At 72.2% G+C, this 21569-nt stretch carries 16 protein-coding genes; 4 read left to right on the top strand and 12 right to left on the bottom strand.

What is annotated here, in order from left to right; translation table 11 throughout:
* Positions 1-25: 25 nt before the first annotated feature.
* The 9 genes from ACZ7LV_RS12855 to ACZ7LV_RS12815 all read right to left on the bottom strand — a co-directional run bounded on the left by ACZ7LV_RS12855 (position 26) and on the right by ACZ7LV_RS12815 (position 10808).
* On the bottom strand, positions 26-1576 hold the full coding sequence (locus tag ACZ7LV_RS12855; protein ID WP_471938666.1) for an NCS1 family nucleobase:cation symporter-1: 1551 nt from the start codon (positions 1574-1576) through the stop codon (positions 26-28).
* Positions 1577-1697: 121 nt separating this feature from the next.
* Positions 1698-2717: a TIGR03842 family LLM class F420-dependent oxidoreductase gene (locus tag ACZ7LV_RS12850; RefSeq protein ID WP_471938664.1), complete on the bottom strand. Its 1020-nt coding sequence runs from the start codon at positions 2715-2717 to the stop codon at positions 1698-1700.
* Between the two features lie 11 nt (positions 2718-2728).
* Positions 2729-4129, bottom strand: coding sequence for a dihydropyrimidinase (gene hydA, locus ACZ7LV_RS12845; RefSeq protein ID WP_471938662.1), 1401 nt, complete (start codon positions 4127-4129; stop codon positions 2729-2731).
* Between the two features lie 28 nt (positions 4130-4157).
* Positions 4158-5000 (bottom strand): nitrilase-related carbon-nitrogen hydrolase, encoded by an 843-nt coding sequence (locus ACZ7LV_RS12840; protein WP_471938660.1) that lies wholly within the window; start codon positions 4998-5000, stop codon positions 4158-4160.
* A gap of 164 nt (positions 5001-5164) precedes the next feature.
* Complete coding sequence (locus ACZ7LV_RS12835) at positions 5165-6736, bottom strand: PucR family transcriptional regulator (protein ID WP_471938658.1); 1572 nt, start codon at positions 6734-6736, stop codon at positions 5165-5167.
* 83 nt (positions 6737-6819) lie between these two features.
* On the bottom strand, positions 6820-8106 hold the full coding sequence (locus ACZ7LV_RS12830) for an aspartate aminotransferase family protein (protein WP_471938656.1): 1287 nt from the start codon (positions 8104-8106) through the stop codon (positions 6820-6822).
* Positions 8103-8945 carry a nitrilase-related carbon-nitrogen hydrolase gene (locus ACZ7LV_RS12825; protein WP_401665602.1) on the bottom strand — a complete coding sequence of 281 codons (843 nt, stop codon included), beginning with the start codon at positions 8943-8945 and terminating at the stop codon, positions 8103-8105. The genes ACZ7LV_RS12830 and ACZ7LV_RS12825 overlap by 4 nt, the downstream gene beginning before the upstream one ends.
* Positions 8946-9094: 149 nt before the next feature.
* Positions 9095-10429, bottom strand: coding sequence for a hypothetical protein (locus tag ACZ7LV_RS12820; protein WP_471938654.1), 1335 nt, complete (start codon positions 10427-10429; stop codon positions 9095-9097).
* A 127-nt stretch (positions 10430-10556) separates the two neighbouring features.
* A complete protein-coding gene (locus ACZ7LV_RS12815) occupies positions 10557-10808 on the bottom strand; it encodes a helix-turn-helix domain-containing protein (RefSeq protein ID WP_471938652.1) in 252 nt (83 codons plus the stop codon).
* Positions 10809-11043: 235 nt separating this feature from the next.
* Here ACZ7LV_RS12815 and ACZ7LV_RS12810 point away from each other — a divergent pair, with 235 nt between their 5' ends.
* Positions 11044-13578, top strand: coding sequence for an ATP-dependent Clp protease ATP-binding subunit (locus ACZ7LV_RS12810; RefSeq protein ID WP_471938650.1), 2535 nt, complete (start codon positions 11044-11046; stop codon positions 13576-13578).
* Positions 13579-13582: 4 nt separating this feature from the next.
* Here the strand turns inward: ACZ7LV_RS12810 and ggt are convergent, their stop codons facing one another.
* Complete coding sequence (gene ggt / locus ACZ7LV_RS12805; protein ID WP_471938648.1) at positions 13583-15391, bottom strand: gamma-glutamyltransferase; 1809 nt, start codon at positions 15389-15391, stop codon at positions 13583-13585.
* A 126-nt stretch (positions 15392-15517) separates the two neighbouring features.
* On the opposite strand from ggt, the gene ACZ7LV_RS12800 reads away from it, so the two are divergent.
* Both ACZ7LV_RS12800 and ACZ7LV_RS12795 read left to right on the top strand, forming a co-directional pair.
* The gene (locus tag ACZ7LV_RS12800) at positions 15518-16267 is read left to right on the top strand and encodes a hypothetical protein (protein WP_471938646.1); all 750 of its coding nucleotides are present in this window, start codon (positions 15518-15520) and stop codon (positions 16265-16267) included.
* A 118-nt stretch (positions 16268-16385) separates the two neighbouring features.
* Positions 16386-17954: a CocE/NonD family hydrolase gene (locus tag ACZ7LV_RS12795; RefSeq protein WP_471938644.1), complete on the top strand. Its 1569-nt coding sequence runs from the start codon at positions 16386-16388 to the stop codon at positions 17952-17954.
* Positions 17955-18373: 419 nt separating this feature from the next.
* Here the strand turns inward: ACZ7LV_RS12795 and ACZ7LV_RS12790 are convergent, their stop codons facing one another.
* On the bottom strand, positions 18374-18781 hold the full coding sequence (locus tag ACZ7LV_RS12790; protein WP_401665581.1) for a DUF6278 family protein: 408 nt from the start codon (positions 18779-18781) through the stop codon (positions 18374-18376).
* Between the two features lie 220 nt (positions 18782-19001).
* On the opposite strand from ACZ7LV_RS12790, the gene ACZ7LV_RS12785 reads away from it, so the two are divergent.
* Positions 19002-20735, top strand: a complete 1734-nt coding sequence (locus ACZ7LV_RS12785) for an SGNH/GDSL hydrolase family protein (RefSeq protein WP_471938642.1) — start codon at positions 19002-19004, stop codon at positions 20733-20735.
* Between the two features lie 38 nt (positions 20736-20773).
* Here ACZ7LV_RS12785 and ACZ7LV_RS12780 read toward each other — a convergent pair whose 3' ends face one another.
* Entirely contained in the window at positions 20774-21553 is a 780-nt protein-coding gene (locus tag ACZ7LV_RS12780) for an exodeoxyribonuclease III (RefSeq protein WP_471938640.1), read from the bottom strand.
* Positions 21554-21569 lie beyond the last annotated feature (16 nt).

Below are 21569 nucleotides of genomic sequence, written 5' to 3'. Positions count from 1 at the left end.
CGCCCTCCAGCCGCGACGCCCGGTCTCACTCGGCCGCGAGCGCCCGCTCACGCGGCAGCATCAGCGCCACGTAGAGCAGCAGGGAGGCCGCGAGGCCCACCGCCCAGCCGTAGTCGGCGAGCGGCTTGAGGAACGGGATCAGCCCGTCCGCCGGGAAGGGTCCGGACCGCACCCCGTCCGCGTTCACCGTCGAGTACGAGCCGCCGACGGCGAGCAGGCCGCCGACCCCGAAGGCGACCAGGGCCCGCCAGTTCCAGCCGCCCGCGTACCAGTACCGTCCGCCCGGCGTGTACAGGTCCGCCAGGTGCAGGACCGTACGCCGGACGATCCAGTAGTCGGCGATCAGGATGCCCGCGACGGTGCCGAGCAGACCGCCGACCACACCGAGCCAGGTGAAGATGTAGAACTCGGGCGTCGAGATCAGCTTCCACGGGAAGATCAGGATCCCGACGACGCCCGTGATCAGCGCGCCGGTACGGAAGTTGATGAACTTGGGTGCCAGGTTGGCCAGGTCGTAGGCCGGGGAGACAACGTTCGCCGCGATGTTCACGGAGATGGTGGCGACCAGCACGGTGATCAGCGCGAAGAGCAGGCCGAAGACGTTGTCGGCCTTCGCGGCGAGGGTGACCGGGTCCCAGATCGCCTCGCCGTAGACCGCCTGGGAGCCGGAGGTGACCAGCACGGCGAGGATCGCGAACAGGGTCATCGTGGTCGGCAGCCCCAGCGTCTGGCCCCGGGTCTGGGCACGCTGGCTGGCGCCGAAGCGGGTGAAGTCGGGGATGTTGAGCGACAGTGTCGCCCAGAAGCCGATCATGCCCATCAGGGACGGGAAGAAGACGGGCCAGAAGTCCACGCCCCAGCCGAGCGTAGAGGGCTGGGACAGCAACTCGCCGAAGCCGTCCGCCTTCACCGCGATCCAGATCAGCAGCACCAGGGCGCCGACGATCACGAAGGGCGCGGCCCAGTTCTCGAAGTGCCGCAGGAAGTCCATACCGCGATAGATGATGGCGATCTGAAGGGCCCAGAACAGCAGGAAGCACAGCCAGAGCGGCCAGGGGTTGCCGGCGATCTGGCCGGCCTTCTCCCACTCGCCGCCGGTGAGCTTGGAGCCGAGGGCGAAGATGCCGCTGCCGCCGATCCAGGTCTGGATGCCGAACCAGCCGCAGGCCACCGCCGCCCGGATCAGCGCCGGGACGTTGGCGCCGCGCAGCCCGAACGAGGCGCGGGCGAGCACCGGGAAGGGGATGCCGTACTTGGGTCCGGCGTGACCGGTGGCCAGCATCGGCAGCAGCACGATGACGTTGGCCAGGGCGATCGTGAAGACCGCCTGCTTCCAGTCCATGCCGAGCGCGACCAGGCCCGAGGCCAGCGTCCAGCTCGGGATGCAGTGCGCCATGGAGATCCACAGCGCCGCGAAGTTGTACGTGGTCCACTTGCGCTCGGCCACCGGGACGGGACGCAGGTCCTCGTTGGCGAAGGGGCTGTCGGTGGGGAAGGCCTCGGGGGCCAGTTCTATCCGGCCGTCGGCGTCGGTGCGCTGGGCGGTGGGCGACCCCGTGGGGACTGTATCGGTCATGGCAGGCCAATCGACAAGGTGGGACGGGAGAGGCCGTGCGGGGGCCTTGGGCCCCCTCCCCGGGACGGCGGGGAGGGAGGCTAGGTGTGGGGGGTCGGGAGGGTCGGTCGGGGTGCTGCGGTCAGGAGCGGACCGCGGGGATGACCTGCGCGCCGTACGCGTCGATCACCGCTTCCTGGGCGTCGTGCATGTCGTACACCGCGAACTGGTCGACGCCCAGCTCGCGCAGCGCGTGGAGTTTCTCGATGTGCTTCTCGACCGGCCCGACGAGGCAGAACCGGTCGACGATCTCGTCGGGCACGAACCGGGTGTCGGGGTTTCCGCTGCGCCCGTGGTGGGAGTAGTCGTAGCCCTCGCGGGCCTTGATGTAGTCGGTGAGTTCACCCGGGACGGCGGCGGAGTGCTCGCCGTACTTGGCGACCAGGTCGGCGACGTGGTTGCCGACCATCCCGCCGAACCAGCGGCACTGGTCGCGCGCGTGGGCGAGCGCCTCGGGCGAGTCGTCCTCGGTGACGTAGGCGGGGGCGGCCACGCAGATCGTCACCTCGTCGGGATCGCGCCCGGCGGCGACGGCCGCGTCCTTGACGGCCTTGACCATGTACTCGGTGAGATACAGATCGGCGAGCTGGAGGATGAAGCCGTCGGCCTCCTCGCCCGTCATCTTCAGCGCCTTGGGCCCGTACGCGGCCATCCAGACGGGCAGCCGGGCGTCCGGCTTGATCCACGGGAAGCGGATCACCGTACCGCCCAGGTCGGCCTGGCGGCCGCTGCCCAGTTCCCGGATGACCTTCATCGCCTCGCTGATCCGGGCGAGCGTGTTGGGCTTGCGGCCGGCCACCCGCATCGCCGAGTCGCCCCGTCCGATGCCGCACACCGTGCGGTTGCCGAACATGTCGTTGAGGGTGGCGAAGGTGGAGGCGGTGACCTCCCAGGTGCGGGTGCCCGGGTTGGTGACCATCGGGCCGACCGTCAGCTTCGTGGTGTTGGCCAGGATCTGGCTGTAGATCACGAACGGTTCCTGCCAGAGCACGGCCGAGTCGAAGGTCCAGCCGTAGGTGAATCCGTTGCGCTCGGCGCGCTTCATCAGGGAGACCACCCGCGAGGCCGGCGGGTCGGTCTGCAGCACGAGTCCGAATTCCATGGGCTGCGCTCCTAGGTGAGGTACTGACAGGTGGAGCGGGGGGTGAAGAGGCCGTGCCCGGCGTGCCCGGTGTACTCCCGCTCGGTGATGACGGGGACGCCGCGGGAGAGCACGGTCTCGACCCGGCCGGTGACCCGCTTGCCCTCGTACGCCGAGTAGTCGACGTTCATGTGGTGCGTCTCGGCGGACATCACCTGCTCGGCGTTCGGGTCGTAGATGACGACGTCGGCGTCGGCGCCGGGCGCGATGGTGCCCTTCTTCGGGTACATGCCGAACATCCGGGCCGGGGCGGCGCAGGCGATCTCGATCCACCGCCGGCGTGTGAGGTGTCCGTCGAGGACGGCCTGGTGGAGCAGGTCCATCCGGTTCTCCACGCCCGGCAGCCCGTTGGGGATCTTGGAGAAGTCGCCGCGGCCGAGCTCCTTCTGCCCGACGAAGCAGAACGGGCAGTGGTCGGTGGAGACCACCTGGAGGTCGTCGGTGCGCAGCCCCCGCCACAGGGCCGCCTGGTGCTCGCGGGGCCGCAGCGGCGTGGAGCAGACGTACTTCGCGCCCTCGAAGCCAGGCTCGGCGAGGTTGTCGGTGGACAGGAACAGGTACTGCGGGCAGGTCTCCCCGAACACGGGGAGCCCCTCGTCGCGCGCCTTCGCCAGCTCGGCGACCGCTTCCGTCGCCGAGACGTGCACGACGTACAGGGGCGCGCCCGCGACCTGGGCGAGCCGGATGGCGCGGTGGGTGGCCTCGGCCTCCAGCAGCGCCTTGCGCACCTCGCCGTGGTACCGGGGGTCGGTCTCCCCGCGGGCCAGCGCCTGTTCGACCAGGACGTCGATGGCGATGCCGTTCTCGGCGTGCATCATGATCAGTCCGCCGTTGTCGGCGGAGCGCTGCATGGCGCGCAGGATCTGGCCGTCGTCGCTGTAGAAGACGCCGGGGTAGGCCATGAACTGCTTGAAGGAGGTCACCCCTTCCTCCACCAGCAGGTCCATCTCCTTGAGCGTCTCGTCGTGCACATCGGAGACGATCATGTGGAAGCCGTAGTCGATCGCGCAGTTGCCCTCGGCCTTGGCGTGCCAGGCGTCCAGGCCCTCGCGCAGGCTGTGGCCGACGCTCTGCACCGCGAAGTCGACGATCGTCGTGGTGCCGCCCCAGGCGGCGGCCCGGGTGCCGGTCTCGAAGGTGTCGGAGGCGAAGGTGCCGCCGAAGGGCAGCTCCATGTGGGTGTGGGCGTCGACGCCGCCCGGGATGACGTACTTGCCGGAGGCGTCGATCACCGTCTCGGCCGTCCAGGCCTCGGCGGCCGGGGTGCCGGAGGCGGCGAGGGCGGCGATTCGGCCGTCCTCGATCAGGACGTCGGCGTGCATCTCGTCGGACGCGGTGATGACGAGGCCACCGCGGATCACGGTACGGCTCATGCTCCCTCTCCTGCCGTGGTGAGTGCTGTCAGGGCGCAGTCAGCGGCGTGTAGGCCCCCGGCGCCCGGTCGCGGTAGAACTGCCAGCGGTCCCGCACTTCGCGCAGCCTCGCCATGTCCAGGTCCCGGACGACGAGTTCGCTCTCCTTGTCGCTCGCGACCTCCCCCACGAACTGGGCCTGCGGGTCGACGAAGTACGAGGTGCCGTAGAAGTCGTTGTCGCCGTACTCCTCGACGCCGACCCGGTTGATGGCGCCGACGAAGTACTCGTTGGCGACGGCGGCCGCCGGCTGCTCCAACTGCCACAGGTAGCCGGAGAGTCCGCGCGAGGTCGCCGAGGGGTTGAAGACGATCTCGGCGCCCGCGAGGCCGAGCGCCCGCCAGCCCTCGGGGAAGTGCCGGTCGTAGCAGATGTAGACGCCCACCTTGCCGACCGCCGTGTCGAAGACGGGCCAGCCGCTGTTGCCGGGCCGGAAGTAGAACTTCTCCCAGAAGCCGCGCACCTGCGGGATGTGCGTCTTGCGGTACTTGCCGAGGTAGGAGCCGTCGGCGTCGATCACCGCGGCGGTGTTGTACAGGACGCCGGGCTGTTCCTCCTCGTACATCGGCAGCACGAGGACGATGCCCAGCTCGCGGGCGAGCGCCTGGAACCGCCCGACGATCGGCCCCTGCGGGATCCGCTCGGCGTACTCGTAGAAGGCCGGGTCCTGCACCTGGCAGAAGTAGGGTCCGTAGAACAGCTCCTGGAAGCACAGGACCTGGGCACCCTGCGCGGCGGCGTCGCGCGCCGCCTGCTCGTGCACCTGGATCATCGACTCCTTGTCGCCGGTCCAGGACGTCTGGAAGACGGCGGCGCGGATCACTCGGCTCATCGGGACCTCCGGTCGCTCCGGTAGCTCGGTGTGCGGTGAGCCTAGGAAGTCCGTACGGCGTCGTTGAGTTGCACCGTGTCACGTCTGCGCGGCCGCGGCGTGCCACCGTGTCACCCTTGCGCAGGCTCATGTTTCACCGCCGTATTCGCAGGTCGTCGCATGTTTCACCCCTGTTGCGCGTCGTGCGCGAGGAGCGCGATGTGCACCGACGCGGCCTGCTCGAAGTCGTCGAGGTCGACCCCGAGGCGGGTCTGTATCGCCTCCAGTCGGCGGTAGAGCGCGGGCCGGGAGACATGGTGGAGCTGGGCCGTCCTGGACTTGTTGCGGCCGGTGGCGAGATAGGTGCGCAGCACGGCGAGCAGGGCCCCCGCCTCGCCGTCCCGCCCGCACAGCAGCCCGTCCAGCTCCCGCTCGGCGAAGGACTGCACCTGCGGATCGTCGCGCAACAGCCGGATCAGGCCCCGCAGATGGACGTCCTTGAGGCGGACGACGTCCGGGAGGTCGAGGGCGGACGAGGAGTCGGCGACGGCGTCGGCCACGTGCTGGGCCTCGCGCAGACCGGCCGGGACGTCTTCCCACGCGGCGCGCGGATCCGCGGCGGCCACGACGGTGCGCGTCGTGGCGCGCAGCCGGGCCGCGAAGTGGGCTGTCAGCGCCTCGGCGTCCTGGTCCCGGGCCAGACTGAGCAGCACGGCGGTCGCTCCGTCGGCGAGTTCGGCGGCGAGGCCGGGCAGCCCCAGCAGGCGCATCACCCGGTCGAGCCGGCCGGGTTCCCTGTCGCGCACGACCAGCGGGACGAAGGTGCGCCGGTTGACGGGCAGTCCGGCCGCGCGCGCCCTGGGCAGCAGTTGCCGTGCCGGTACGACACCGGTGATCAGGTCCGTCAGCAGACTCTGCGCCGACTGTTCCTCCCAGTTGCCCGAGGAGCCGCCGAGCAGGCGGTGCAGCACGATGGCCTCGGCGGCCCGGTCGGCGAGCAGCCGCCCGGTGGCGGTGTCGCCCCGGTAGCCGCACAGCACGATCCGCCCCCACCGCTCGCCGCGGCCGCCCAGCTCGGCCCGGATCCAGCCGTCGCCCTCGGTGCCGCCGGCCTGGCGGGCGATGCGCTCCCAGTCGCGCAGCACGTCGTCGACGGCCGGCCGCTCCCCCGCCGTGGCGAGGACGCGGTGGGCGAGGTTGGTCAGGACGACGGGGCAGGCGCTGTGCCGGGCCACCTCGTCGAGCAGGCGCCGCAGCGGGGCGCCGGAGGTGATCAGCGCGGTGAGTTCGGTCCGTACCGCCTCGGAGAGGCTGACCGCCGCGAACTTGCGCCGCACCAGACGGGATTGGACCTCCTCCGTCAGTTGGGCGAAGGGGAAGGGGCGGTGCAGCACGACCAGGGGCAGGCCGCACCGCTCGGCGACCCGCCGCATCGCGTCCGGCGCGGCGGGGAAGGCACGGCCCAGACCCAGCACGACGGCCGCGGCCTCCGCCCGGTGCAGCGAGCGCACGTAGTCGGCCTGCTTGTCGGGGTCACCTGCGAGCAGGACGCCGGTGGTGAGGACCATCTCGCCGCCGCTGAGCATGACGCCGACGTCGGCGGCCTCGGCGACGTGCACCCAGCGCACCGGCCGGTCCAGCCGGTGCGCGCCGGCCACCACTTCGGGCTCTCCGGCGAGCACCCGCTCCAGCATGAGGATCTGGCGGACCGACAGGGCCGGTTGGAGGGGCTCCCAGGACTCCGGGGTGGTGGTCATGGTGGCGTTCCCTTGCCTCGCTCGGTGCTGTTGCCGCGTCAGCCAGAGTTCGCCCCGTCGGGCAGACCCTGACCGACGCGGCACTAGCCGATGCTCCTCAGGGCGCGTTCGAGGACGGCGGCGCCCTCCTCGGCCTCCGCGACGGTCAGGGACAGCGGTGGGGCGATGCGCAGGGCGCTGGTGTTGTGCCCGCCGCCCTTGCCGATGAGCAGCCCGCCCTCGCGGGCCGCCTCCAGCACGGCCGAGGCCGCTTGCGGATCGGCCTGGTCGGTGCCCGGCCGGGTGATCTCGACACCGATCATCAGCCCGCGTCCGCGCACCTCCCGCACCGCCGGCACCTGCGCGGCGACGGCCCGCAACCGCTCGATCAGCAGCCCGCCGACCCGCCGGGCGTTGCCCTGGAGGTCGTGCTCCAGCAGATAGGTGAGGTTGGCGAGTCCGGCCGCCATGGTGATCTGGGTGCCGCCGAAGGTGGAGATGCTGTTGGCGTCGAGGCAGTTCATGATCTCGGCGCGGGCGACGACCCCGCCGATGGACATGCCGTTGCCGATGCCCTTGGCGAAGGTGAGCATGTCAGGCGGCCCGCTGCGGCCGTGCGCCTGCCAGCCCCAGAAGTGCTCGCCGGTGCGGCCCCAGCCGGTCTGCACCTCGTCGGCGATCCAGAGGATCCCGCGTTCCTGGAGCACGTCGCGGAAGGCCGCGTACAGCCCGTCCGGCGGGGCGGTGAAGCCGCCGACGCCCTGGACGGGCTCGGCGATCAGCGCGGCGGGCGGCCGGGTGTGGCCGAGCAGGTCGGTCAGGTCCTCGACGCAGGCGGCGATGAACTCGTCGTCGCTCAGATCGGCGTACGGACCGCGGGTGCGCACGCCACCGTGCACGTACAGCGTCTGGAGCGGCGAGAGCGAGGTGGGGGACCAGCCGCGGTTGCCGGTGATGCCGACGGCGCTGAAGGAACGGCCGTGGTAGCTGTTGCGCATCGCCAGGATCGTGTTGCTGCGGCGATACGTCGTGGCCAGCATCAGGGCCGTGTCGTTGGCCTCCGTCCCGGAGGTGGTGAAGAAGACCCGCGCGTCCGGGATGCCGCTCAACTGCGCGATGCGCTCGGCGAGTTCGACCATCGGACGGTTGAGGTACAGCGTGGAGGAGTGGATGATCCGCCCGGCCTGCTCGCTCACCGCCTTGGTGACCTCCGGCAGGGCGTGCGCGGTCATCGTGGTCAGGATGCCGCCGAAGAAGTCGAGATAGCGGTTCCCGGCGGAGTCCCAGACGTGCCGGCCCTCGCCGTGGGTGATCTCGATCGGCTCGTCGTAGTAGAGCGCGAGCCAGTCGGGGAGCACGGCACGGTGGCGTCCGAGCAGGTCCTTGGTCACGGTTGCACCAGCCCTTCGTAGGCGTCGGGGCGGCGGTCGCGGTAGAAGGCCCACTGCTGCCGCACCTCTTCGATGAGGTCGAAGTCGAGGTCGCGCACCACGAGTTCCTCGCTCTTGTCGTCGGCGACCTCCCCCACGAACTGCCCGCGCGGGTCGACGAAGTAGCTCGTTCCGTAGAAGTCGTTGTCGCCGTACTCCTCGACGCCGACCCGGTTGATGGCGGCGACGAAGTACTCGTTGGCGACGGCGGCGGCGGGCTGCTCCAGCCGCCACAGATAGGAGGAGAGTCCGCGGTGCGTGGCGGACGGGTTGTACACCAGCTGGGCGCCGTTCAGGCCGAGTTGGCGCCAGCCCTCCGGGAAGTGGCGGTCGTAGCAGATGTAGACGCCCACCTTCCCCACGGCGGTCTCGAAGACGGGCCAGCCGAGGTTGCCGGGCTTGAAGTAGTACTTCTCCCAGAAGCCCTTCACCTGCGGGATGTGGTGCTTGCGGTACTTGCCGAGGTAGGAGCCGTCGGCGTCGATCACCGCCGCGGTGTTGTAGTAGAAGCCGGACTGCTCGACCTCGAACACCGGGACGACGACGACCATGCCGGTCTCGCGTGCCAGGTCCCGCATACGGCGCACGGTCGGTCCGTCGGGCACCGGCTCCGCCCAGCGGTAGTGCTCGGCCTCCTGGACCTGGCAGAAGTAGGGGGCGTTGAAGACCTCCTGGAACCCGATGACCTTGGCGCCCTGCCGGGCCGCCTCGCGGGCGTGCTCCTCGTGTTTCGCCACCATGGACTCGGTGTCGCCGGTCCAGGTTGCCTGGACCAGAGCGGCACGGACGACGTTCGCCATGAGCTGCTCCTTCGACGGGCGTCAGCGCCTCTACGCCCGTAGAGCACGGCGTAGAGGCACGAACGTATGCCTAGGGGAAGGCCTTGCCAAGACCATCGTCGCCAACCCGCGGAGCCGGCGCCGTTTCGCACTCCTGTGGGTGATCGCCGCTAGGCGGTGAGTCCGGCGACCCGCAGGGCGTGGGTGAGGTCGCGGTGCCGTTCGGCGGAGACGCCTCGCGCGGCCTCCAGCAGGAGCGGTACGAGCGTTTGCGGGTCGGGGCCGGCGCTGCGCGCGGCCTCCTCGGGGGTGCGGACGCGGACGTAGGCGTCGAGCAGGGCGCGCACCTCGCGGTGGCGGCCCTCCCCGGTCAGCCCGAGCACGGCGAGGCCGATCTCGTACGCGGGCCGTCCCACGCCCTGCCGCAGGATCTGCTCGCCGTCCGCCTCCCGGCCCGCCGCGGCCAGCCTGTCCGCCACGGCGGCGAGCCGCCCGGCGGGCAGCGAGGCGGCCTCCCACAGCAGCGTTGCCCAGTCGGCGCCGAGCCCGGCGGCCTCCATCGCGGCGGCGAGCGGCGGGAAGCCGGCGGCGGGCCCGTGCGCGGCCTCCGCCAGCAGGACGTGGGCCTCCCCCGTCCGCCCCTCGCCGCGCAGCCGCAGCAGCGTCTCGACCGTCCCGGCGGCCGCACGGCGCGCCGCCGCGTCCCCGGCCGCGTCTCCCGCCTCGGCCCGTGGCGCCACCGCGGCGTCCGGCTCCTCCTGCGCCCCGGCGAAACGCGCTCCGCGCGGGCCGCGACCGCCGGCCGGGGCGGGTTCGGGCAGTAAGGGCACCGCCGGCGGGGCCGGGGCGGCGGGGCCGGCCGCCTCCTCCGCCGCCCCGGCGAACCGGGCCCCACCCCGACGGCGCCTGCGCTGCACCCCACGGTCGGCCTCCGGGCCCGGCGACCCGGGGGTGCCGGGAGCGGGCTGGACACCCTCCGCGTCGGGGGCGTTCGCGTCGCGGCGGTCGAGGTCGGCCATCCTCCGGCGGAGTTCCGCGCAGCGCGCCGTCGCGCGGGTGTGGTCGTCGCGGGCCCACGCCAGGTCCAGACGGAGGGCGTCGGCGGCCTCCCGGCTCGCGGCCGTGGGCAGTAAGCTCCCCAGCTCCGCGAGCCGTTCGGTGGCGTACCGCTGTTCACGGAGCATGACGTCGAGTCGGTCGGCGAGGGCGTCCCGGCCGCCGGGGCGGGTGTCGTAGGCGAGGAGCGCGGCGGCGTGCAGGGGCCGGGCCCGGCCCTTCTCGGCGTCGGCGGCCTCGGGTCCGTACCGCGCGGCGAGATCGTGCAGCAGCGCCTCGACCACGTCCCACGGCGGCACCTCGCGCCCGTCGAGGCAGGCCCGCATGCCCTCCGGGTCCCGCTGCCAGAACACCGCGCACCACCCGGCGCCGTGGTCCAGGCCTGCCAGCAGGCCCGTCAGGTAGTTCGCGAACTCCTGGATCCGGACAGGAAGTTGTCCCACCGCCATCGCGCGACCCCCGTATGGAGCGAAGCCTTCCGGGCCGTAGACAACACCAGTCGTGTTACGGGGCGGTCACAGGGAGTTTTCCGGCGGAACGCGGCGGCCTCCGACCGGCCGCCCCGCGCCGGTGACCTCAGACCGTCACGGGCGCGCACGCCCCGGCGAGTTCGTCCATGGACAGGCCGAGCGCGCGGGCCAGCGCGGCCACCGTGAAGAAGGCCGGGGTGGGGGCCCGGCCGGTCTCGATCTTGCGGAGGGTCTCCGCGGAGAGACCGGCGTCGGCCGCGACCTCGGCCATGCTGCGGCCGCCGCGCGCCTCGCGCAGCAGCCGCCCGAGCCGCTCGCCGCGTTCACGCTCTTCGGGGGTGAGAGGGGTGCGCACCATGGCGCCATTCTAATACCGGTATAGTAATTTGCACGGTGCAGCTCAAGACGGCCACCCCCTGCCCCGGCGCCTGCCCCCGCGGGCGGGCCCGGGCGGCAGGCGCCCACATGCCGCGCACGCCCGATCGTGCCAAGGTGTGAGAGGCACAGGTGGCCAGGAGCGTGCCCCACGTTTAGCCGCGCGGCGCCGGCGCACTCGTGCAGACCCGTACGCCGACCAGCGAAACGGAACTGTGATGACCAGCGGCTTCCCCGGCCCGGAGGGCATGAACTCGGACCCGTTCGGCGAATTCCTGGCCCGCTTCTTCGGCGGACCTCGTCCGGGTCCCCGCCAGATCGACATCGGCCGGCTGCTCAGTCAGCCTGCCCGGGACATGGTGCGCGACGCCGCCCAGTACGCGGCCGAGCACGGCAGCCGGGACCTCGACACCCAGCACCTGTTGCGCGCCGCCCTCTCCACCGAGCCGACCCGCAGCCTGCTCAGCCGGGCCGGGGCGGACCCCGACAGCCTGGCCTCGCAGATCGACGAGCGCTCGGGCCCGGTCCAGCACCCGCAGAACGAGGCGCCGCCGCCCACCTCGCTCTCGCTCACCCCGGCCGTCAAGCGCGCCCTGCTGGACGCGCACGACCTGGCCCGTGCCGGCGGCACCGGCTACATCAGCCCCGAGCACGTGCTCAGCGCCCTCGCGGCCAATCCCGACTCCGCCGCCGGGCACATCCTGGGCGCGGCCCGGTTCGCGCCGGGCGGGATGCCGACCGAGTCCCCGGAGGCCCCGCAGGCCCGCACCGAGCAGGCGCGGCCCACGGCCACGCCGACCCTCGACAAGTACGGCCGCGATCTCACCGAACTGGCCCGGCAGGGCCGCATCGACCCGGTGATCGGGCGGGACGAGGAGATCGAGCAGACCATCGAGGTGCTCTCCCGCCGCGGCAAGAACAACCCCGTGCTCATCGGCGACGCGGGCGTCGGCAAGACGGCGATCGTGGAGGGGCTCGCGCAGCGGATCACCGACGGCGACGTGCCCGACGTGCTGATCGGGCGCCGGGTGGTCGCCCTGGACCTGCCCGGTGTGGTCGCCGGGACGCGCTACCGGGGCGACTTCGAGGAGCGGCTCAACACCATCGTCGGGGAGATCCGCGCCAACTCCGACCGGCTGATCGTCTTCATCGACGAGCTGCACACGGTGGTGGGCGCGGGCGGCGGCGGTGAGGGCGGCTCCATGGACGCGGGCAACATCCTCAAGCCGGCCCTGGCCCGCGGCGAACTGCACATCGTCGGGGCCACCACCCTGGAGGAGTACCGCCGGATCGAGAAGGACGCGGCGCTGGCCCGCCGCTTCCAGCCGATCCTGGTCCCCGAGCCGACCCCGGCGGACGCGATCGAGATCCTGCGCGGGCTGCGCGACCGCTACGAGGCCCACCACCAGGTCCGCTACACCGACGAGGCCCTGGTGGCGGCCGTCGAGCTGTCCGACCGCTATCTCACCGACCGGCGCCTGCCCGACAAGGCCATCGACCTGATCGACCAGGCGGGCGCCCGGGTGCGGCTGCGCGCCCGCACCAAGGGCACGGACGTCCGGGCGATGGAGCGGGAGGCCGAACAGCTGGCCCGGGACAAGGACCAGGCGGCCGCCGCCGAGCAGTACGAGCGGGCCACCCAGCTGCGGGACCGGATCACGGAGCTGAAGGAGCGGATCTCGGCGGCCTCCGGCGACGGCCAGGCCGACGAGGGCCAGAACCTGGAGGTCACCACCGAGGCCGTCGCCGAAGTGGTGTCGCGGCAGACCGGCATCCCGGTGAGCAGGCTGACCGAGGAGGAGAAGGAGCGGCTGCTCGGCCTGGAGGAGCACCTGCACGAGCGGGTCGTGGGCCAGGACGAGGCGGTCCGGGTCGTCTCCGAGGCGGTCATGCGCTCCCGCGCCGGGCTCGCCAGCCCCGACCGGCCGATCGGCAGCTTCCTGTTCCTCGGCCCGACCGGGGTCGGCAAGACGGAGCTGGCCCGTGCCCTCGCCGAGGCGCTGTTCGGCAGCGAGGAGCGCATGGTCCGCCTCGACATGAGCGAGTACCAGGAACGGCACACCGTCAGCCGGCTGGTGGGCGCGCCGCCCGGATACGTCGGCCACGAGGAGGCCGGCCAGCTCACCGAGGTCGTGCGCCGGCACCCGTACTCCCTGCTGCTGCTCGACGAGGTGGAGAAGGCGCACCCGGACGTCTTCAACATCCTTCTGCAGGTCCTCGACGACGGCCGTCTCACCGACTCCCAGGGCCGCACCGTCGACTTCACCAACACGGTGATCGTGATGACGAGCAATCTCGGTTCCGAGGCGATCACCCGGCGCGGCGCGGGCATCGGTTTCGGCTCGGGCGGCGCCGACGCGGACGAACAGGCGCGCCGCGAGCAGATCCTGCGACCGCTGCGCGAGCACTTCCGGCCGGAGTTCCTCAACCGGATCGACGAGATCGTCTTCTTCCGCCAGCTCACGCCGGAACAGCTGCACCGGATCACCAACCTGCTGCTGGAGCGCACCCGCCGCCTGATGCACGCCCAGGGCATCGCGGTCGAGTTCTCCGACCCGGCGGTCGACCTGCTGGCCCGCCAGGGCTACGAGCCGGAGTACGGCGCCCGGCCACTGCGCCGCACCATCCAGCGCGAGGTGGACAACCAGCTCTCCCGTCTCCTCCTCGACGGCCAGGTCAAGGACGGCGACCGGGTACGGGTCGAGGAGGAGAACGGCAGGCTGGCCTTCCGCACCGAGGGCGCGGCGGCATAGCTCATCACCGGGCGGGGCGCACCACCATCGCGGAGCCGCCGCCGCGGCGGGTGGTCTCGGCCGCCGCCAGCCACTTGCCGTCGGGCAGCCGCTGGACACCGGTGGTGGCGCCGATCTCCGGGTTGAGGCGGAAGGAGTGGCCGATGTCCTCCAGCCGCTTGCGCAGCGCGACGTCGTCGTACAGGCCCGGCTCCAGCTCGGTCTGCGCGGCGTTGCGCTGGCTGGCCCGGGGCGCGGCGATCGCGTCGACCAGGGGCAGCCCCCGGTCCAGGAACCCGGTCAGCGTCTGGAGCACGGTGGTGATGATGGTGGCGCCGCCGGGCGAGCCCAGGGCCACCACGGGCCTGCCGTGCCCGTCGAGCACGATCGTCGGCGACATCGAGGAGCGCGGGCGCTTGCCCGGGCCCGGCAGGTTCGGGTCGTGCACGGCCGGGTTCGCCGGGGTGAAGGAGAAGTCGGTCAGCTCGTTGTTGAGCAGGAAGCCGCGGCCGGGGACGGTGATGCCGCTGCCGCCGGTCTGCTCGATGGTGAGCGTGTAGGAGACGACGTTGCCCCACCGGTCGGCCGTGGTGAGGTGGGTGGTGCTGTCGCCCTCGTACGTGGTGGGGGCCGGCGTGCCGCCGGTGGCGCACGCCGCGGGGTCACGCGGATCGCCCGGCGCGACCGGGCTGGTCAGTACCGCGTCGTCCTTGATCAGGCAGGCCCGCGAGTCGGCGTAGCGCTGCGAGAGCAGTTCCTTGGTCGGTACGTCCTCGAAGGCGGGGTCACCGACCCAGCGCCCCCGGTCGGCGAAGGCGATGCGGCTCGCCTCGATGAAGCGGTGCAGGTACCGCTCCTGACTGGTCCGCTTCTTGGAGAGGTCGCCGCGCTCCAGCATGTTCAAGGCCTCGCCGACCGTGGTGCCGCCCGAGGAGGAGGGCGCCATCGAGTAGACCCCGAGGCCCCGGTAGGTGGTCCGGGAGGGCGCCTGCCTCTTGGTGCGGTAGGTGGCCAGGTCCCGCAGCGACAGGTCGCCGGGGCGGGCGCGGTAGCCGGAGGAGGCGTCCACCGGGGGCCGGCCCACGGTGTCGACGATGTCCTCGGCCAGCTTGCCCCGGTACAGCGTGTCGACGCCCTTGCGGCCCAGTTCGTCGTAGGTGGCGGCCAGATCGCCGTTGGTGAGGGTCGAGCCGACGACGGGCAGTTCGCCGCCGGGCAGGAAGAGCTTGGCGGTGTCGGGGAAGTTGCGGAACCGGGCCTCGTTGGCCGCGGTCTGCGCGCGGAAGGTGGCGTCGACGGTGAAGCCCTCGCGGGCGAGCCGTTCGGCGGGCTCCAGCAGGGTGCGCAGCGGTTTGCTGCCCCAACTCCTGAGCGCCGTCTGCCAGGTCGCGGGGGTGCCGGGGGTGCCGACGCTCAGTCCGCTGGTGACGGCCTCGGCGAAGGGAACGGGCTTGCCGTTCTCCACGAAGAGGTTCTCGTCGGCGCTCAGCGGCGCCGTCTCGCGGCCGTCGATCGTGTGCACGGTGCGGGACGAGGCGTCGTAGAGGACGAAGTAGCCGCCCCCGCCGATTCCGGCGGAGTAGGGCTCGGTGACCCCCAGCGCGGCGGCGGTGGCCACCGCCGCGTCGACGGCGTTGCCGCCCTTCCTGAGCACCTCGATGCCGGCGGCGGAGGCGTCCGCGTCGACACTCGACACCGCGCCGCCGTACCCCACGGCGACCGGGACCTTCTGCGCCGGCGCCGTCCGAGGTGCCGGGGGCGCCGCGGCCCCCACGGACACCACGGCGGCCGACACCGCCAGAACCGTCAGTTTCCGCACGACAGGGCGACGCATCCGCACCTCCAGTCAGGGACCGTTCGCGCAGCCTAATCCATGGACATGCCCGCGTCAGGAGCGCGCACGCGTACCCTCACTCACCACTCGAACACGGTTTCCCTGCGCCCGCTACCATGCGCGCCCATGACTGACGACGTGCGCAACATCGTCCTCGGCGTGATCGCGGCCGGCCTCAGCGCCGCGATCGGCTGGGTGGCCCGCACCTATCTCTGGAAGCGCAAGCTCCGGCGCAAGCAGGCCTTCTTCGGTCTGCCCGACAACTCCGAGTCCCTGCTGGTGGTGAACCGGGACGCCGGCAGCCCGGACCTGGCGGTGCACCGCCACGACGTGTTCGCCCTGCTGGAACTCTCCGCGCTCATCAAGGACTGCGGGGCGAACACCCAGGTGGTCACCCAGGACGCGGCGCAGCAGGGCTTCGGCGAGCGAACCGAGTTCTGTGTGGGCGGGCCGGGCTCGAACCGGCGGATGCTCGCCCACATGTCGGCGATGCTGCCGGGCGTGCGCGTCAACATCGACGCCGAACCGGGCCCGGACCGCGGCGCGTTCCAGATCGGCAGCGAGCGCTACCGCATGGAGCCTGGCGTCACGGAGTACGTCCTGCTGGCCCGTGTCATCGCGGGCGAGTCGAGACCGGTGTTCCTCTTCTGCGGCCAGCGGGCGATCACCAACCAGGCGGCCACCCGCTATCTCGCCCGCCACCACGAGCGGCTGGCGCGCAAGCACGGCAACCACACCTTCGTGCTGCTGCTGAAGGTGGTGAACTCGCAGGCCTACGGCCCGGACGTGGTCGAGCTGGTCGCCGACGTGACCCGGGCGGCGCAGGCACCGATACCCACCCCCGCCCCGGCACGCTCCTCGCACCGGGCGTCGTAGCCTGTCGCGTACCTTTCAATGATTGTTACTTTCACGTAACTTACCGATGGGTTACCTGCGGTAAGCCGCCGAGGTTACCGTCGGGTCACTTTGCACTGACACGAGTGAGGAGTGACCCGTGGGACTCCCTCGCAAGGCCCTGCGTACGACTGCCGTGGGCGCCGTCGCCGCGACCCTGGTCGCCGGTAGCGCCCTCGGGCTCTCCCCCGCCGCCCAAGCGGCCCCGCCCACCGTCCGCTTCGTCGACATCACCGGCGACGGCGGCACGGTCCTCAAGGCGAACGTCGTCACGCCCGCGGGCGCCGACGCCGGCCGCCGTCACCCGCTGCTGGTGCTGCCCACGAGCTGGGCCACACCCCAGATCGAGTACCTCGCGCAGGCCCAGAAGTTCGCCGACTCCGGCTACGTCGTGGTCACTTACAACACCCGGGGCTTCTGGCAGTCCGGCGGCCGCATCGAGGTCGCCGGCCCACCCGACGTGGCCGACGCCTCCAGGGTCATCGACTGGGCGCTCGCCCACACCCCGTCCGACGCGCGGCGCGTCGGCATGGCGGGCGTCTCCTACGGCGCGGGCATCAGCCTGCTGGCCGCCGCCCACGACAAGCGCGTCCGGGCCGTCGCCGCCCTCAGCGGCTGGGCCGACCTGATCGACTCGATCTACTCCGGCCGGACCCAGCACGCCCAGGCCGCCACCCTGTTGCAGGGCGCGGGACAGCTGACCGGGCGGCCCAGCGCCGAACTCCGGCAGGTCTTCGACGACTTCCTCGCCTCCCGCCTCGAGAAGGAGCCCGAGCTGATCGCCTGGGGGAAGAAACGTTCCCCCGCGACCTACCTCGACCGGATCAACGACAACGGCGCCGCGATCCTGCTCGCCAACGCCTGGGGCGACACGATCTTCCCGCCCAACCAGTACGCCGACTTCTACGAGCGGCTGACGGTCCCGAAGAGACTCGAACTGCGCCCCGGCGACCACGCCACCGCGGAGGCGACCGGCCTGCTCGGCCTGCCCAACGACGTCTGGACCGACACCGGGCGCTGGTTCGACCACCATCTCAGGGGCGAGGACAATGGGGTCGACCGCGAACAGCCGGTCCGCCTCAAGTCCCGCACGGGCGGCGGCTACGAGGGCTACCCGGACTGGAAGTCGGTCGCCGCGACCAGCCGGAAGATCGACCTCGCCGGCTCCACCACGATCCGCACCGACGTCAACTCCGGGGCGGACGGCGGCGTCCTCTTCCTGTCCAGCCTCCTCGACCAGATCGCCCGCTTGCCCCCGACGGCCTCGATCCCGCTGCTGCCGCGCCGCTGGGCCGCCGTATGGCAGTCCGAGCGGTACGCGACGGCCCAGCAGGTGCGCGGCACGGCGAAGCTGCACACGACCCTCACGCCGACCGCCGGGAGCGGAACCCTCGTCGCCTACCTGTACGACGTGGGGCCGCTCGGCGTGGGCAAGTTGGTCACCAACGCGCCGTACACCTTCCACGGCCGCACGCCCGGACAGCCGTTCGGTGTCGATCTGGAGCTGTTCTCCACGGCCTACGACGTGCCGAAGGGCCATCGGCTCGCCCTGGTGGTCGACACGGTCGACCCGCTCTACATCGAGCACAACCCGTCCGGCGCGCGGCTGACCTTCTCCTCGCCCGCGAACGACCCGTCGTACGTGTCGATTCCGCTGCGCGAACAGTGATCTCCGGCCGCCGCCGGACGGGCCTGGCTCGGGGTACCGCTGCCCCTGCGGCCGAGGGGCCGTGGGGGGAGCACCCATCACAGGGCTGAACGGCACATCCTAGTCGAGGCCGGGGCGCGAGGAGTCGTCCGGCCGTAGCGGAGGGGGCCTGGGGCGCGAGGGCGCAGCGCGTGAGCCGCCTCGTACCTGCGCCGGACGCGAACGCGGCCTGTCACGGCCCGCGTTCGACGGCGTTCGCACGCGGTCGGCGAGGGTGTGGCACCGGGCAGGCACTCGATCGGTGGATCGACGGCCATGCTCTCCCCCAGTCACTGTCGGCCGTTCCGTGGCTGCCGCAAACTATCCAGACGGGGAAGGCGTTGATGCCCGACACGCACTTTCGGGCATAAGCCGTATTTAACCGCAATTGATCATAAGGGTCAGGATTCGGCCACTTCGGCGTACAGCTGGGACAGCTCGGGCGCCCCGCTGGCGGCCCACTCCTGGCCGGAGGTCACGACGTCGAACTCACGGCCGGACTCCAGCCGCACCACCGGCTGGCCGTCCGGCCAGATCTCCCAGACCGCGCCGGGCACGGTCCGCACGATCACCGTGCCGAGATACAGACCCGCGTCGTTGCCCAGCCAGGGCAGGATCTCCTCGTCGTCCCGCCAGCGCGGCAGCAGCTGGTCGAGCGCCTCCAACGAGTCCACGGTGTCGTCGAGTTGGACGCCAGCCCGGCCCGCCTGGGAACGGAGCAGCTCGCACTCGGCCAGGAGCTCGGCGATGCCCTCGGGGTCGAAGACCCCGGGCCTGCGGCGTCGGTGGCCCAGGAAAGGGATGTTCATACCTCCAGCCTGTCATTCGCACCCGCGTGCGCACCACAGGCGCGCGGACGGTCACATCCGGTCGTCCGGGCGGTTTCACACCGAGTTCGCGCATGGTTCGTTGACCCGACCCCACCTTCTCCCTAGCTTCGCGATCATCGCCGCACCACCGCGCCGTCACACCCGAGAGCTGGAGGATCGCTTGGTACGCCGAGGTGTCCGGGGGGCCGCGGTCGTTCTCGTGCTGATCGCGTCCGTGCTGCCCACGGCCTCGGCGCAGGCCGAGCAGGACCGCGACCGGGCCGCGCCGCTGCCGCTGGAGCAGCTCTTCGACAACACCGCCGTCAGCGACGACGCGAGCCCCGCGGCGGCCGACTTCGACGGCGCCGGCGCCTCGCTGTCCGCCCAGGACCTCACCGGCGCCGGCTGGACGCCCGGCCGGGCGCTCACCGTCCAGGGTGCCACGCTGACCTGGCCGGACCCCGTCGCGGGCGGGCCGGACAACGTGCGGGCCGACGGCCAGAGCGTGGTGCTGCCCGGCCAGGGCGACGCGCTCGCCTTCCTGGTCGCGAGCACGTCCGGCGCCGATCTCACCGCCTCAGGCACCGTCTCCTACGCCGACGGCACCGTCGCGCCGTACGTGCTGACCGCACCCGACTGGCGACGTGGGCCGCTCGCCACCAAGGCGGTGGCGACGGCGCACGTCAACACGCCGGACGGTCAACTCACCGAGCAGGCACGGCTGTACGTCGTGACCGTGCCCGTCGACGCGGGGCGGTCCGTCGCCTCCGTGCAGCTGCCCCTCGCCCCCGACCTGCATGTCTTCGCCCTGTCCGTGCGCGCGGCCGCGACCGGCTGGACGGGCAGCTGGGCCACGGCGACCTCCGGGTATCCGGCCGTGGGCCCGTGGACCGACCGGACGCTGCGGCTGGTGGTGCACACCTCGGTGGGCGGACCCCGGGTGCGGCTGCGCTTCGACAACACGTTCGCCGCGGCGCCGGTACGGATCGGCGGCGCGACGGTGGCCGTGCAGGACACGGGCGCGGCGGCCCAGGCGACGCCGGTGCCGCTGACGTTCGGCGGGGCGCGGGATGTCGAGATCCCGGCGGGGGCGCAGGCGTACAGCGATCCGCTCGCCTTCGAGGTACCCGCCGGAGACGAGCTGCTGGTGAGCTTCCATCTGCCCGGCCCGGTCGCGGCGGCACCCGTGCACCGGCTCGCGCAGCAGCGGTCGTATCTGAGCGAACCGGGCGACCACACCGGGGAGAGCGCCGCCACCGCGTACACCGGAGGCCTGACGAACTGGCCGCTGCTGACCGGGGTGGACGTGGCCGGCGGGCCCGGGTCGGTGGTCGCGCTCGGCGACTCGATCACCGACGGGGACAAGTCCACCGTGGACGCCAACCGGCGCTGGCCCGACGTGCTGGCCGGGCGGCTGCGGGCGCAGAGCGCGGTGCCGCGGTACGGGGTGCTCAACCAGGGCATCGCGGGCAACAGCGTGGTCGCCGACCGCTACCCCGGCGACGGGGTGTCCACGGACGCGGCCGGCGTGAGCGCGCTGCACCGGCTGGACCGGGACGTGCACGCCCAGACCTCGGTGCGCACGGCGATCGTCCTGGAAGGCATCAACGACCTGCTGGCGGGCCGGAGCGCGGAGCAGCTGACCGAGGGGCTGCGGGAGATCGCCGAGCGGGCGCACGAGCGCGGGCTGCGGGTACTGGCGGCGACCCTGGTGCCGTGCGGCGGCGAACCGCGCTGCACTGCGGCCCTGGAGACCGAGCGGACCGCCGCCAACGACTGGATCCGGCGGAACGACGACGACGTCTTCGACGGCGTGCTGGACTTCGACGCGGCCGTACGGGACCCGGCGCAGCCGTCGCGGATACTGCCCGCGTACGACAGCGGCGACCATCTGCACCCGGGCGACGCGGGCCTGGCGGCGATGGCCGACGCGGTGGACCTGACGCTGCTGTGACGGCCGGGGCGCGCCGCCCCGCCGCCTTCGCGCGGACCCTAGACCTCCAGGTCCACCACGACCGGCGCGTGGTCCGAGGCGCCCTTGCCCTTGCGCTCCTCACGGTCCACGTACGCGTCCTTGACGGCCTTCGCGAAGGGCTTGTTGCCGTAGACCAGGTCGATCCGCATGCCGCGGTTCTTGGGGAAGGCGAGCTGGCGGTAGTCCCAGTAGGTGTACGGGTGGTCGTACTTCAGGGGGCGCGGGACGACGTCGGACAGGCCCGTCTCGCGCAGGGAGGCCAGCGCGGCGCGCTCGGCGGGGGTGACGTGGGTGAGGCCCTCGAAGGCGGCCACGTCGTAGACGTCGTCGTCGGTCGGCGCCACGTTGAAGTCGCCGAGCACCGCGAAGGGGCGGCTGCCACCCGCGTCGCCGGCGACGGTCGCCTTCAGCGCCTCCAGCCAGTGGAGCTTGTACGCGTAGTGGGCGTGGTCGACCTCACGCCCGTTCGGCACGTAGACCGACCAGACGCGGACCGGACCGCAGGTCGCGGCGAGGGCGCGGGGCTCCGTCGAGCCGTCGTACCCGGTGTCGCCGGGCAGGCCCTTGACCACGTCCTCGATGCCGACCCGGGAGAGCACCGCGACGCCGTTCCACCGGCCGGTGGCGTGCACCGCGGCCTCGTAGCCCAGCTCACGCAGCTGGTCGACGGGGAACTGCTCCTCGGCGACCTTGGCCTCCTGGAGGCACAGCACGTCCGTGCCGCTGCTCTCCAGCCAGGCCAGCAGGCGGGGCAGGCGGGCGGTGATCGAGTTCACGTTCCAGGTCGCGATGCGCATGCTTCACAACCTACCC

It is taken from the genome of Streptomyces sp. NPDC107562, assembly GCF_055657325.1.
Note: the sequence above shows the minus strand (reverse complement) of the source record. Positions and strands in the feature narration are given on the sequence as shown.

Coding starts and splice junctions, on each gene's coding strand:
- ACZ7LV_RS12855 (WP_471938666.1), bottom strand. CDS start 1,576: ATGACCGATACAGTCCCCACGGGGTCGCCCACCGCCCAGCGCACCGAC.
- ACZ7LV_RS12850 (WP_471938664.1), bottom strand. CDS start 2,717: ATGGAATTCGGACTCGTGCTGCAGACCGACCCGCCGGCCTCGCGGGTG.
- hydA (WP_471938662.1), bottom strand. CDS start 4,129: ATGAGCCGTACCGTGATCCGCGGTGGCCTCGTCATCACCGCGTCCGAC.
- ACZ7LV_RS12840 (WP_471938660.1), bottom strand. CDS start 5,000: ATGAGCCGAGTGATCCGCGCCGCCGTCTTCCAGACGTCCTGGACCGGC.
- ACZ7LV_RS12835 (WP_471938658.1), bottom strand. CDS start 6,736: ATGACCACCACCCCGGAGTCCTGGGAGCCCCTCCAACCGGCCCTGTCG.
- ACZ7LV_RS12825 (WP_401665602.1), bottom strand. CDS start 8,945: ATGGCGAACGTCGTCCGTGCCGCTCTGGTCCAGGCAACCTGGACCGGC.
- ACZ7LV_RS12820 (WP_471938654.1), bottom strand. CDS start 10,429: ATGGCGGTGGGACAACTTCCTGTCCGGATCCAGGAGTTCGCGAACTAC.
- ACZ7LV_RS12815 (WP_471938652.1), bottom strand. CDS start 10,808: ATGGTGCGCACCCCTCTCACCCCCGAAGAGCGTGAACGCGGCGAGCGG.
- ACZ7LV_RS12810 (WP_471938650.1), top strand. CDS start 11,044: ATGACCAGCGGCTTCCCCGGCCCGGAGGGCATGAACTCGGACCCGTTC.
- ggt (WP_471938648.1), bottom strand. CDS start 15,391: ATGCGTCGCCCTGTCGTGCGGAAACTGACGGTTCTGGCGGTGTCGGCC.
- ACZ7LV_RS12800 (WP_471938646.1), top strand. CDS start 15,518: ATGACTGACGACGTGCGCAACATCGTCCTCGGCGTGATCGCGGCCGGC.
- ACZ7LV_RS12790 (WP_401665581.1), bottom strand. CDS start 18,781: ATGAACATCCCTTTCCTGGGCCACCGACGCCGCAGGCCCGGGGTCTTC.
- ACZ7LV_RS12780 (WP_471938640.1), bottom strand. CDS start 21,553: ATGCGCATCGCGACCTGGAACGTGAACTCGATCACCGCCCGCCTGCCC.